Source organism: Pedobacter sp., assembly GCF_039594775.1.
Taxonomy (GTDB): Bacteria; Bacteroidota; Bacteroidia; order Sphingobacteriales; family Sphingobacteriaceae; genus Pedobacter.
Genome location: NZ_JBCNMT010000003.1, coordinates 334,693 through 347,839, shown reverse-complemented (window position 1 = coordinate 347,839; position 13,147 = coordinate 334,693). Strand labels below are relative to the sequence as shown.

The 13,147-nt window shown below is 38.0% G+C and carries 10 protein-coding genes; 9 read left to right on the top strand and 1 reads right to left on the bottom strand.

Annotation, left to right across the window (positions count from 1 at the left end; all coding sequences use genetic code 11):
* Positions 1-93: 93 nt before the first annotated feature.
* Positions 94-525, top strand: coding sequence for a large conductance mechanosensitive channel protein MscL (gene mscL, locus ABDV71_RS11035; RefSeq protein WP_343532506.1), 432 nt, complete (start codon positions 94-96; stop codon positions 523-525).
* Positions 526-607: 82 nt separating this feature from the next.
* On the top strand, positions 608-1,036 hold the full coding sequence (locus ABDV71_RS11030) for a nuclear transport factor 2 family protein (RefSeq protein WP_343532505.1): 429 nt from the start codon (positions 608-610) through the stop codon (positions 1,034-1,036).
* Positions 1,037-1,038: 2 nt separating this feature from the next.
* Here the strand turns inward: ABDV71_RS11030 and ABDV71_RS11025 are convergent, their stop codons facing one another.
* Positions 1,039-2,049: a LacI family DNA-binding transcriptional regulator gene (locus ABDV71_RS11025; RefSeq protein WP_343532504.1), complete on the bottom strand. Its 1,011-nt coding sequence runs from the start codon at positions 2,047-2,049 to the stop codon at positions 1,039-1,041.
* A gap of 232 nt (positions 2,050-2,281) precedes the next feature.
* On the opposite strand from ABDV71_RS11025, the gene ABDV71_RS11020 reads away from it, so the two are divergent.
* The 7 genes from ABDV71_RS11020 (at position 2,282) to ABDV71_RS10990 (ending at position 13,145) form a co-directional block, all read left to right on the top strand.
* A complete protein-coding gene (locus ABDV71_RS11020) occupies positions 2,282-5,476 on the top strand; it encodes a TonB-dependent receptor (protein ID WP_343532503.1) in 3,195 nt (1,064 codons plus the stop codon).
* A gap of 11 nt (positions 5,477-5,487) precedes the next feature.
* Positions 5,488-7,299 (top strand): RagB/SusD family nutrient uptake outer membrane protein, encoded by a 1,812-nt coding sequence (locus tag ABDV71_RS11015; protein ID WP_343532502.1) that lies wholly within the window; start codon positions 5,488-5,490, stop codon positions 7,297-7,299.
* An 11-nt stretch (positions 7,300-7,310) separates the two neighbouring features.
* Entirely contained in the window at positions 7,311-8,900 is a 1,590-nt protein-coding gene (locus ABDV71_RS11010) for a DUF5123 domain-containing protein (RefSeq protein ID WP_343532501.1), read from the top strand.
* Between the two features lie 105 nt (positions 8,901-9,005).
* Positions 9,006-9,707 carry a rhamnogalacturonan acetylesterase gene (locus ABDV71_RS11005; RefSeq protein WP_343532500.1) on the top strand — a complete coding sequence of 234 codons (702 nt, stop codon included), beginning with the start codon at positions 9,006-9,008 and terminating at the stop codon, positions 9,705-9,707.
* Positions 9,707-10,675 carry a pectinesterase family protein gene (locus ABDV71_RS11000; RefSeq protein WP_343532499.1) on the top strand — a complete coding sequence of 323 codons (969 nt, stop codon included), beginning with the start codon at positions 9,707-9,709 and terminating at the stop codon, positions 10,673-10,675. Before ABDV71_RS11005 ends, ABDV71_RS11000 begins: the two co-directional genes overlap by 1 nt.
* Before the next feature lie 35 nt (positions 10,676-10,710).
* Positions 10,711-11,664, top strand: coding sequence for a pectinesterase family protein (locus tag ABDV71_RS10995; protein ID WP_343532498.1), 954 nt, complete (start codon positions 10,711-10,713; stop codon positions 11,662-11,664).
* Between the two features lie 8 nt (positions 11,665-11,672).
* Positions 11,673-13,145: a pectate lyase gene (locus tag ABDV71_RS10990; protein WP_343532497.1), complete on the top strand. Its 1,473-nt coding sequence runs from the start codon at positions 11,673-11,675 to the stop codon at positions 13,143-13,145.
* The last annotated feature ends 2 nt before the right edge of the window (positions 13,146-13,147 follow it).

Here is a 13,147-nt window from a genome sequence, read left to right as displayed (position 1 = left end):
TAGATTTTTGTTGGTTTAATTTGATTAATTAATCATCTTTTCAGTAAGTTTACAATAACTAAAATATATTATCTAACTAAAAACATGTTTACTATGGGATTTGTAAAAGAATTTAGAGAGTTTGCCATCAAGGGCAACGTAATGGACTTAGCTGTTGGTGTGATCATTGGTGGCGCTTTTGGCAAAATCATCGATAGCGTAGTGAAAGACTTGGTGATGCCAATTGTTTCGGCCATTATTGGACAGCCTGACTTTAGCCAGCTATACATTGTACTTAAAGGAGAAGTACCAGCTAATACTGCTTTAGAAGAAGCTCGTAAAATACCGGAAACTGCTATTTTCGCTTACGGTAATTTCATTACAGTAGCTATTAATTTCCTACTGTTGGCTTTGGTTATCTTTTTAATGATCAAAGGAATTAACAAGCTAAAAAGAAAAGAGGAAGTTGCACCATCAGCGCCACCTGAACCATCTAAAGAAGAGGTTTTATTGGGTGAGATTAGAGATTTACTGAAAAATAAATAAGATACTTGAATTAAGCATACCCTTTCCTTTTGTTCCTTAAAGGAGGGTATGTTTTTTTATGCCCTAATGTGATAATAATAATATGAAAAAACTGATTTTAATCTTTACATTGATGTCTAGTACTTACGCATTTGCCCAAAATAAAGCAGAGCAAAGTCTTTTAACCGCCGTAGAAAAATTGAAAAATGCCATGGTGAGTGGTGAACGTAAAGACCTAGAAGATGTAGCCGCTGCTGATTTAAGCTATGGGCATTCTGGCGGAAAGGTAGAAGATAAAGCTACTTTTGTGGAAACTATAGCTAGTGGCAAGTCTGATTTTGTAAGTATAGATCTAAAAAATCAAACCGTTAAAGTTACTGGCAACACAGGCGTTGTACGCCATGAGCTACATGCCAAAACTAACGATGGAGGCAAACCCGGCGAAGTTCATCTTGGCATTTTACTGGTTTGGCAATTACAAGGAAAAGATTGGAAATTATTGGCCAGGCAGGCTTATAAATTACCTCAATAAATTTATCTGATATAGAGATTTGTATCTAAAATTTTCTTCTCAAACTCTTCAATTGGATATTTTGCTTCAATAATTTTGAGCAACATTTCGGTAGCGAGGCGACCTATTTCATAGGCGGGTTGCCTTACCGAAGTAAGCGAAGGATTAAAAAGATCCAATACATCTGAATTGCTAAAACCAGCAATGGCCATATCATTAGGTACAGCTATATGCAGATTTTTAAATACACTTAAACAGCCTGTACTTAATCTGTCGCCTGCAACAAAAATGGCATCAGGCTTATCTTCCAGGGCCATTAATTCCTTAATCGCTGTTTCTGTTTCCTCGTAAAGCATACCACCATGAGGACAGTATTTTACATAATCTTCTCTAAAAGGGATGCCATGGTAGGCCAAAGCTTTTTTATAACCTGATAAGCGTTCTATGCTAATAGAAAGGTAACTGGAACTTGTGAGATGGGCAATTTTTTTGTAGCCCGAGTTGATCAAGTAGCTCGTTGCATCGTAAGCCCCCTTTTCATTATCGGCAATTACTTTATGGGTTACAATTTCATCAGCTACACGATCAAAAAAAACAATGGGTAAGCCCTTATCATGTAGGGATTTTAAGTGCGAAATATCGGAAGTTTGGGAAGATAGCGAAACTAAAAGTCCATCTACAGACCTCGAAGCCAAATGGTTTACGTTGATTACTTCTCTTTCGTATGATTCGTGTGTTTGCGAAATGATAACATGGTATCCTTTATCATACGCAATTGACTCGATTCCATCTATGGCCTGCGAAAAATAACTATTGGCTACTTCACTCACCACTACACCAATAGATTTACTTCTGCGCTCCTTTAAACTCAGGGCAATAGGATTGGGCTTATAGCCAATTTGTTTTGCGTAATCTGTAACCAGTTTTTTAGTTGCAGGACTTATTTCATAGGTGTCTCTCAACGCCCTGGAAACAGTGGAAGTGGACAAACCAAGGGCTTTAGCTATATCTTTTATGGTTACGGGCTCGAACATGCTTTGTAGTCTAAAATTACGGAGTTTGTTATGGTAATTAGGTATCTCAAAAATAGTACTATTTCTCTATACTATTAAAGATATAATTTTTGCTTGATTTTGGCAACGTTGTCGGGAACGATTGCATAGATTTATACCTGCCTTCCCGTGCTATATCTTAAAAAAACGTTGTAGAATTGTTAAAGGATGGCGCTAATCCCATCCCCCTATAACCAAATTTTAACCGTATTGTATGAAAAAAATCTTGCTGTTTTTTTGTGTATTGGCTATTGGTATCCAAATAGTGCATGCGCAAACGAGGCCAGTAACAGGAAAGGTAACTGAAAAAGCTACCGGATCTCCACTTCCTGGCGTAGCCGTAACCATAAAGGGAACAAAAAACGCGGTGTCTACCGATGCCAATGGTATATATAAAATCTCAGTCCCTACTACAGGAAATGTAATTTTAGTATTCAATTCTATTGGCTTCAATAGTTTAGAGGAAACAATTGGTTCTAAAAGCCAAATCAACGTGGCTTTAGAGGAAAGCGCAACAACACTTAACGAAGTGAAAATTGTAAACATCGGCTACGGCACGGTAAAGAGGGAAGCTATTACTGGTGCTGTGTCGTCTGTAAGCGCTGCAACCATCGCGGCTGCTCCCGTATCTTCGGCATTGGAAGCCATTCAAGGTAGGGTTGCAGGGGTTAACATTGCCACCACCGAGGGCTCTCCCGATGCAGAAATAAATGTTCGTGTGAGAGGTGGTTCTTCTATTACCCAAAGTAACGAGCCATTGTATATTGTAGACGGCTTTCCTGTAAATACTATCTCAGACATTGCACCGCAGGATATCGAGAGTATAGACATTTTAAAGGATGCTTCTTCTACTGCTATTTATGGTTCTAGAGGTGCTAATGGTGTAATTTTGGTTACCACTAAAAGTTCAAGAGATAGTAAAACAAGCATCTCTTACAATCTATTTGGCGGTTTTAGAAAAATTGCAAATACTTTAGACGTATTAACCCCAGCTGATTATGTTTTATGGCAATATGAGCATGAAAGACTAACTACACCAGGTACTGGTTCACTATCTGGCTACACAGACTATTTTGGAGCGTATGAAGATATGGATTTGTATCAAAATATTGCTTCAAATAACTGGCAAGATCTAGTGTTTGGTCGTAGAGGTAGTACCATTAACCATAATTTAAGCATTATGGGCGGAAGCGATAAAACAAAATATAGCCTAAGCCACAACTTTGTTAAGGATAGAGCAATCATGATGTTGTCAGGCTTTCAGCGTCAGAACATTAACTTCAAGTTAAATCATAAGCTTTACAAAACTCTTTCTCTAGATTTAGGTTTACGTTACTCTGATAGCAAGATTAATGGGGGTGGTGCTAATGAAACAAAAGAAATTTCTTCAGCAGATTCTCGCCTGAAATATGCTGTGTTGTATCCACCTTTTTCGGTACCTGGTTTAACTACAGCAGATAACATTGAAGATGATTTCAATTTGTATACCCCAACTACAGCAGTTAGTGATAATGATCAATTAGTTACTCGTAGACAATACACGTTCAGTGGCGCCCTAACTTATGATATCAACAATGATTTAAAATTTAGATCAGATGTAGGTTATGAAGTTGGAAATAATACAAATGATCGTTTTTATGGACTCACTACTTATTATGTGAGAAATGTTCCAGCTGCGTTGAACCAAAATCAGCCCGCATTAACGATTGCAAATTCGCAAAGAATATCTTTAAGGAGCACAAATACTTTAAACTATAATTTCAGGAAGCTTTTGCCAAGCGACCATAATTTAACCGCCTTAATTGGACAAGAGTATTTGAAAGTTGAAAATTCTACACTTACAAATGTAATTCATGGTTATCCAACAACTTTTAGCTTTGATGATACTCGTCATTTTACTACGTTAGGTACACCATTTTCTATCGATAATGCTTTTGCTCAAGATGATAAACTGTTATCGTTTTTTGGTAGAGCAAATTACGATTACAAAGGTAAATATTTGTTGAGCGTAGCATTCAGAGCTGATGGTTCTTCCAAATTTGCTCCAGGTAATCAGTGGGGATATTTCCCATCTGTATCAGCTGCCTGGAGAGTTATTCAAGAAAATTTCATGTCTGGCACGAAATCTTGGTTGTCTGATTTGAAATTAAGAGCAAGTTATGGTGAGTCTGGTAATAACAATATCCCTACTGGACAAGTATTACAAGCTTATTCTAACAGTACCACGTCTTGGATTAACGGTGCATCTAACTTTTGGTCGTTAGGTAAAATTATGTACAATCCTGATTTGAAATGGGAAACCACAGTATCTCGTAACATTGGTCTAGATTTTGGATTATTTAATAACAAAGTGACCGCTACGGCCGATGTTTACTTGAACAATACGAAAGATTTGTTAATACTTTATCCAATTACAGGGGTAGGTTACGAAGCACAGTATAGAAACATTGGTGAGACCCAAAATAAAGGTCTTGAGCTTAGTGTTAACTATCGTGCCATACAAAAGAAGAACTTTGATCTTGGTTTTAATGCCAACATTTCGTTTAATAGAAACAAGGTAGTTTCATTAGGAGCCATCGAGAATATTAATGGTACCTCTGGGTGGGCATCAACTGCAATAGGAGAAGATTATAAAGTGCTAGCCGGAATGTCATTAGGGCAGATTTATGGTTATAAAAGTGCTGGTAGATATGAAGTTTCTGATTTTTCAGGGGTAAATGGTTCTACTTGGACTTTAAAAACAGGTGTACCAAGTTCTAGTTCGGTAGTCGGTAATATCAGACCTGGACAACATAAATTAGTAGATATTAATGGCGATGGTATAGTAAATACCAGTGATAGAACAATTATTGGTAACGCATTGCCAAAACATACTGGAGGTTTCTCATTAAACGGTCGTTTGTTTGACTTTGATTTCGCAGCTTATTTTAACTGGAGCTATGGTAACGATGTATATAATGCTAATAAAATTGAATATACGTCAACCGGAAACACCAGCTACAGAAATTTAATTAGCCAAATGGCCTCTGGAAGCAGATGGACCAACCTTCGTAGTGATGGAACAATCAGTAATGATCCAGCCGAATTAACTGCAATGAACGCTAATACTACTCTTTGGTCACCTTACACAAATTATGTATTGTCGGATTGGGCAGTAGAAGATGGTTCTTTTTTAAGACTTTCGACAGTAACTTTGGGTTATACCTTACCTGCAAGTATTACAAATAAGATTCGCTTGAAAAAAGTGAGATTCTACTCTTCTGTCAATAATGTGTTTGTTTGGACAAATTATTCAGGTTATGACCCTGAAGTATCAACCAGAAGGAGTACAGGTTTAACTCCTGGTGTTGACTACTCGGCATACCCAAGAAGTAGGTCAGTTGTATTCGGTTTAAATGTTAACTTTTAATGCGAAGCGTAATGAAAAAAAATAATTATATAGGTTTGTTTTTAGCTGTATTAGTGATGTTAAGCAGCTGTAAAAGAGCATTGGATGCACCTTTGAAATCTTCGATAGAAGATAAAGAATTGTATTCTACGGTCCGTTTGGCTGAGGGTGTAATCACTGGTATTTTGCAGACGTTTGCAGAAACCAATTCATATAGAGGTAGGTATATTGCACTTTATGGTTCTAATACAGATACAGAGATTTTATCAGGTATTACTTCTTTCACTACCGAAAAATCGCGTATGGGTAATTATAATACCAACGTAAACAACACTCAAATGAATGCCAGTACAAACGTATACGCGATGCTATATTCAGGTGTTGAACGTGCTAATTTGGCAATCAGAGGATTTAAAGCTTACGGTGATATAGACAACAATACACAGTTAGCCCAGCTTTATGGGGAAGTATTAACCTTGAGAGCTTTTATGTATATGGACTTAATTAAGGGATGGGGTAACGTGCCAGCTAGATTTGAGCCTGTAACTAATGCAACCTTGAACTTGCCAAGGTCTGATATGGATGTTATTTACAAACAAATTCTCGCTGATCTACTTGAAGCTGAAAAATATTTAGCTTGGCCAAATGCAACTGCAAGGACTAGTACTGTAGAAAATGTTAATAAGGCTTTCGCGAAAGGACTAAGAGCTCGTATAGCTTTAATGGCCGGTGGTTACAACATGCACCTCGACGGCACTACACGATTAAGCACCGACCCTGAACTGACAAAAAGCAAAATGTACCAAATCGCTAAAGATGAGTGCTTGGCGCTGATCAACGAAAATCGTGGAGTTTTGATGCCTAGTTTTCAAACAGTATTCCAAAATTTATGTAAAGAGATTACAACGGCAGGACAAGAGTCAATGTGGGAACTTCCATTTGCCGAAGGTAGAGGCAGGGTGATATTTGACTTAGGAGTAAATCATGCAAGTGTTGATAAATATACCGCTCAAGCTCGTGGTGGTTCTGTATTGGCCAACCCAGCAGTATGGTACGAATATGATAAAGAAGATACACGTAGAAATGTAAGTGTTACCCCTTATGGATGGGGTGCCGCTACGGCTTCTACTGCCGTTCAAAAGATATCTACATTGAGCACGATGTATTTAGGGAAATATCGATATGAATGGATGACAAGAAGAGTGACTTCTACAAACGATGACGGAATCAATTGGATGGTCATGCGTTTTTCGGATGTGATTTTAATGGCTGCAGAAGCAATTAATGAAATTGACGGTCCCGCAGCAGCACTTCCTCAAGTAAAGAAAATTGTGGATAGGGCTTATGGCAGCAATACAGCAAAAGCAGCAGCGTATATGACTTATGCCGCTTCGTTTAGCGATAAGCAACAATTCCTAGAAAATGTAATCATGAAACAAAGAGCTTTAGAGTTTGTAGGTGAAATGATTAGAAAGCAGGATTTAATTCGTTGGAATAAATTAGATGCAGCATTAGCAACTAACAGAACAAATTTGCAGGATTTGCATAATAAAGCAAATAATTATGCCCAATGGCCAACAAAAGTATATTGGAAGTTAAATGCTGATAATGAAACCATTGATATTTACGGTTTAGATAAGGGAGATACAGATGCTGTTGGTGCTGCTAAAGTTGGTTACACAGCCGTAGACTGGAAACTTTCTTCAACTACGTCTGGCACTTCGGTAGAAACTTGGAATGCACTTTACGTAAAACAGCCAAGTAAGCAACCTCACTGGCCTATTTGGCAAGTGTTTTTAGATGCTTCCGATGGCAAACTAAATAACAGCTATTTAGGACTTTAATTTGACTGACAATGAAAAGAAATTTTAAAAACATATTTAATATTGCATTGGCAGTTTTGTTACTAGCTAGTGGTTGTAAAGAAAACGAGTTGGGAGTAGTTGAACCAACTTTTGCCAGATCATTTGCAGTGAGCGGTTTAAAAGTGGTCATTTCAGGTAAGGTTAATGCTGTTTTTACTTGGGAGAAAATTAAGAACACAAAATCTTATACCATTGAAATTTACCAAACAGCTGATTATACAGGAACGCCCGTGCGTACTGTTTCAAACATCGCAAATACATTAACAACTTATACGGTTACAAGCTTGAGCGGAGATACACAGTATTACGCAAGAATAAAATCTGTAGGCAACGATGGCTCTAGTGATTCTAAGTGGGTAAATATCGCATTTAAAACCGAGCCGGAGCAGATTTTTCAGGATATCACATCTGATAAATTAACTCCTAATTCAGTTACATTAAATTGGCCTGCTGCTTCTACGGTTACAAGTATTAAAATAATGCCAGGTGATATCACCAAGGTTTTAACAGCTGGAGAAATTGCTGCTGGACAAGCTACAGTTACGGGTTTATCTCCTTTAACCACTTACACTGCAACTATTTTAAATAATACCGCCGTAAGAGGAACTAAAAATTTTACTACGCTTCCAAATCTACCAACCGGAGCAGATGTAGTTTACGTAACTTCAACTGATGATTTGGCTGCTAAAATTCAAGCAGCTACCGCAAGTACTAGGTTTGTAATTTTGCAAGGCACAAAATACAATTCTGATCTTACCGTTGTACTCCCAGCTGGATTAGACATCAGTATTATTGGGGAAGCTGGACCTGTAAAACCAATAGTTTCGTTTTCATTGATTACATTACCTAGTATAGGAGGTAAGCTTCATTTTGAGAATGTTGATTTAACGGGTTATGCTAATGGAGATGTTACAGGTACTAAGCGTCAGTATTTAATTAATCAAAGTACTGCCTCTATTATGGAGCAAGTATCTTTTGAAAACTGTACCATCAGAAATCTTGTAAACACTCCTTTACGTTTGCAGAGTTCTAACGTGATTACTATTAATAAAGTAATTGTAAATAACTGTACCGTTGATGATATCAGTAATAATGGAAGTAATGGTGCTTACGCCTTTATCAATACGAATGTTGCCACAGGTAAGGTCAACAACATTACCATCACTAATAGTACATTTTCTAATATTGGTTACGGATTGATATTGCACAACTTGGCACCTTCAGTTTCAGTAGCGGTAGAAAACAATACCTTTTATAATATTGTAGGTGATGCTAGATACTTAATTGACTACAATGCTCAGATAGTTTCTACATCTTATACTTTCAAAAATAATATTTTAGGAAAAACCTATTCTCCTGCAAATACAGGAAGAGGTATCAGAGGGGGAACTACGGCAACCTTGGAGAATAATTACCAAGCATCTGATGTTACATTTTCGTCAAATGCCATCCCTGGAATAAATACTTACAGCGGAACAAGTGCAAATTTATTTACGGCTCCTGCAACCGCAAATTTCAAAATCAAAGATGATACTTTCGCTGGTAAATCTAGCGCAGGTGATCCAAGGTGGAGATTATAATAAAAAAGATGGGGCTTCGAGCCCTATCTTTTTTTTAATCCTTTTTAAGTTATGTTTCGTCAATTTTTTTTAGCTTCTTATTTCTTATTCGCATTTTTAATTCCCATGAAACAAGACAAAACAACTGTCTTCATCATTGGAGATTCTACAGCGGCAAATAAGTTAACAACAGCCTTTCCCGAGACGGGCTGGGGAATGCCATTTACCTATTTTTTTAATCAAAGTGTAGAGGTAAATAACTTGGCAAAAAATGGACGTAGCACCCGTACTTTTCTAAGCGAAGGTTTATGGGCAACAGCTTTGTCGACCATGAAAAAAGGAGATTATGTGTTCATTCAGTTTGGACATAATGACGAAAGCAAAGAAAAGGTAGATCGTTATACTACTCCAGAACAATACAAGGAAAATTTGACCAAGTTTGTCAATGAAGCTAGAGCGAAACAGGCTACTCCAATTTTAATTACCCCTGTATCCAGAAGAAAATTTGATAAAGAAGGTAAAGCGCTTGAAACCCATCAGGAGTACACTCCCTTGGTAAAAGAAATTGCGGCTAAGCTGAATGTGCCTTTAATTGATTTGGATGAGAAGAGCAGAGTGCTTTACCAACAGATGGGCGAAGAACATTCTAAATTACTTTTTCTTCAATTACAACCCAATGAGCATCCAAATTATCCTGAAGGCAAAGTAGATAATACACATTTCAGCGAATTGGGCGCTCGAAAAATAGCCCAAATTGTACTTCAGGAAATCAAGAATTTAAATTTGCCTTTAGCTAATCAGATAGTTAAACCAATCGTTAAAAAGTAATGAATACAAAAGGATTATGTAGTTTGGTGCTCTTATGTTGGTGTAGCTTCTTAGCTATAGCCCAAACTAAAACTGCATATGACTTTGTAGTGGCTCAAGATGGCTCGGGTAATTTTACCACGGTACAAGAAGCCTTAAATGCTGTGCCAGATTTTAGGAAAGTAACCACAACCATCTTTATCAAAAATGGTATTTATAAGGAAAAACTTAATCTTTCGCCATCCAAACACCTAGTCACTTTAATTGGAGAAAGTGTTACCAAAACCATTTTAACTTACGACGACTGGGCCCAAAAGAAGAATATATTTGGAGAAGAAAAAGGTACCTCAGGTTCTTCAAGCTTTTATGTTTATGGTCCGCAGTTCACTGCACAAAATATTACTTTTCAAAATACAGCTGGTCCGGTAGGTCAGGCGGTGGCTTTATTTGTAGCTGGTGATAGGGCTCGATTCATTAATTGCAGGATGTTGGGTTTTCAAGATACGCTTTACACGTATGGTTATGCCAGCAGACAGTACTATTACAAATGCTATATCGAAGGAACGGTAGACTTTATTTTTGGTTCCTCTACAGCGGTCTTTGAAGATTGTGAAATCTTTTGCAAAAATGCGGGTTATGTTACTGCCGCATCTACACCCGATAGTACTAAATATGGCTACGTGTTTTTCAATACCCGTATTCATGGCGACGGATCTGAGGCCTCATTTTATTTAGGCAGACCATGGCGAACTTATGCCAAAACGGTATTCATCAATTGTGATCTAGGAAAGCAAATCAAGTCAGAAGGTTGGCACAATTGGAATAAACCAGATGCCGAAAAAACATCTTTTTACGCCGAATATCAAAGTAAAGGGGCAGGGGCTAATAATGCTGCACGTGTAAAATGGTCTCATCAGCTTACCACAAAAGAAGTAAGCGAAAATTATACGCTCGAGAAAATTTTTAAGGGTTGGAAACCGCTGGAGTAGCCTTAATTTCCAACATCATAAAATCTATTCGGAACATGAAAAAACTCATATTCTTCTGCTGCTGTTTTGTCGGATTTTTGGCTTCAAAAGCACAAGATTATCCCAAGGAATTAAAAGTAGCCAAGGATGGTAGTGGAAATTATACTACTATTCAGGAAGCCGTAATGGCAGTTCGCGATTACAGCGATGTTCCAGTTAATATTTATATCAAAGCTGGAGTTTACAAAGAAAAGTTAGTTGTTCCAGCCCAAAAGACCAAAATCAGGTTGGTAGGTGACAACAAGGATAATACCATCATTATTTATGATGATTATTCGGGAAAGGGAAACATCAATACCTATACTTCACACACTGTTTTAATTCAGGGGAACGAATTTATGGCAGAAAACCTAACTTTCGAAAATAGTGCGGGGCCAGTAGGGCAAGCGGTGGCTTTACATGTAGAAGCAGATCGGGTAATCATTAAAAATTGTAAGATCATTGGAAACCAAGATACACTATTTCCGTCAGCAGATACCAGTAGACAATATTATGTAGACTGCTATATTGAAGGCACTACCGATTTTATATTTGGTGCGGCTACCGTCGTTTTCGAACGCTGTCATATCCATAGTAAAAAGAACTCATACATCACCGCTGCATCTACTACGGAGCATCAAGCTTTTGGCTTTGTGTTTTTCAACTGCAAGCTAACCGCAGAACCTGCGTTTAAAAAGGTTTACCTTGGTAGACCATGGCGACCATTTGCCAAAACCGTGTTTATTGACACTGAAATGGGCGACCACATTTTACCGCAGGGTTGGAGTCCTTGGAATAAGAACGATAACCATAAACAGAGTTATTATGCAGAGTATGGTTCCTTTGGCCCCGGTTATGTTGCTGGCCAGCGGATTGAGTGGTCGCATCAACTCGATAAAAACGAACTCAAAAAATACACCCTTAAAAACATTTTCTCAGGTAGCAACCAATGGCTGCCAAAGACTAAATAGACACAAAAATGAGAAGAAATCAACTATACCTATTGCTAGGCGCATTCGTCTTTTTAGGTTGCTCCAAAAAGAAAGATAATCCTACCGTTAAAACTGATCCTGTAACTGGCAATGATAAGCCCACACAGGTGCAAGAAACAGCCTACGCTTTTCCTGGTGCTGAAGGTTATGGCAAAAATGCCACTGGAGGCAGAGGAGGAAGGGTGATTAAAGTGACTAATTTGAATGATGCTGGCGCAGGAAGTTTAAGAGAAGCTATTGCAGCCTCCGGTCCTCGGATTATTGTCTTTGAGGTATCGGGAAACATTGTGCTCAACAGCCGATTACAAATTTCAAATGGCGATGTAACCATTGCGGGACAAACAGCGCCTGGTGATGGTATTTGTATTCAAAACTATGAAATGAACGTAAACGCCAACAACGTCATCATTAGATATGTGCGTTTCCGCATGGGCGATTTGACAAAGAATGAGCAAGATGCACTTTGGGGACGTTATAAGGAAAATATTGTGATTGACCATTGTTCAATGAGTTGGTCTATCGATGAGTGTTCGTCATTTTATGCCAATAAAAACTTTACCATGCAATGGTGTATTTTGTCAGAAAGCCTTAACAAGTCTTTCCATGAAAAAGATGACCATGGCTATGGAGCCATTTGGGGAGGTTCTAGTGCTACTTTTCACCATAATTTATTGGCGCACCATAACAGTCGCAACCCAAGATTTGATGGTGGAAGCAGAGCAGGCACAGGTAAAAGCCCTTATGGAATAGATAAAGTAGACTATCGCAACAATGTCATTTATAATTGGGGTGCAAATAGTAGTTATGGTGGCGAAAATGGCGAATATAATATTGTGAATAACTATTATAAAGCTGGACCAGGTACTTCGTCGAGTAAAAGAAATCGCATTTTGGAACTTTATATGGAAGCAGATGTAGCTACCTATGGGCCTGGATATGGAAAGTTTTATGTGGCGGGGAACGTGGTAACTAATAGCACTGCGGTAACAGCAGATAATTGGAACGGTGGAGTTGATCGGAATTCTGGTTTAAGCACTGCTAATTTTGCATTAACCAAACAAACAAATCCATTTACTTCTGAGCCAATTACCATACACTCCGCTGAGCAAGCTTACAATATGGTATTGCTTTATGCAGGAGCGAGTTACAAGCGTGATGCTGTGGACACTAGGGTAACCAATGAAGTGAAAAATGGAACCGTAACCTATAATGGTTCTAAAACTGGTTTCAAAGGAATTATTGATTCTCAAACTGATGTAGGCGGATGGCCGACATTAAATCAAACTGCAGTTTTAAAAGATACTGACGGAGACGGAATGCCAGATGAATGGGAAATTGCCAATAAGTTGGATCCTAATAAGGCTAATGCAAATGGCCGAGATCTGAGTTCGGCTTACGATAACATTGAAGTTTATATCAATAGTTTAATCAAGGCCATTACTGAGGCGCAATACAAATAGAC

Coding starts and splice junctions, on each gene's coding strand:
- ABDV71_RS11005 (WP_343532500.1), top strand. CDS start 9,006: ATGAAACAAGACAAAACAACTGTCTTCATCATTGGAGATTCTACAGCG.
- ABDV71_RS11000 (WP_343532499.1), top strand. CDS start 9,707: ATGAATACAAAAGGATTATGTAGTTTGGTGCTCTTATGTTGGTGTAGC.
- ABDV71_RS11015 (WP_343532502.1), top strand. CDS start 5,488: ATGAAAAAAAATAATTATATAGGTTTGTTTTTAGCTGTATTAGTGATG.
- ABDV71_RS11030 (WP_343532505.1), top strand. CDS start 608: ATGAAAAAACTGATTTTAATCTTTACATTGATGTCTAGTACTTACGCA.
- ABDV71_RS11010 (WP_343532501.1), top strand. CDS start 7,311: ATGAAAAGAAATTTTAAAAACATATTTAATATTGCATTGGCAGTTTTG.
- ABDV71_RS11025 (WP_343532504.1), bottom strand. CDS start 2,049: ATGTTCGAGCCCGTAACCATAAAAGATATAGCTAAAGCCCTTGGTTTG.
- ABDV71_RS10995 (WP_343532498.1), top strand. CDS start 10,711: ATGAAAAAACTCATATTCTTCTGCTGCTGTTTTGTCGGATTTTTGGCT.
- mscL (WP_343532506.1), top strand. CDS start 94: ATGGGATTTGTAAAAGAATTTAGAGAGTTTGCCATCAAGGGCAACGTA.
- ABDV71_RS10990 (WP_343532497.1), top strand. CDS start 11,673: ATGAGAAGAAATCAACTATACCTATTGCTAGGCGCATTCGTCTTTTTA.
- ABDV71_RS11020 (WP_343532503.1), top strand. CDS start 2,282: ATGAAAAAAATCTTGCTGTTTTTTTGTGTATTGGCTATTGGTATCCAA.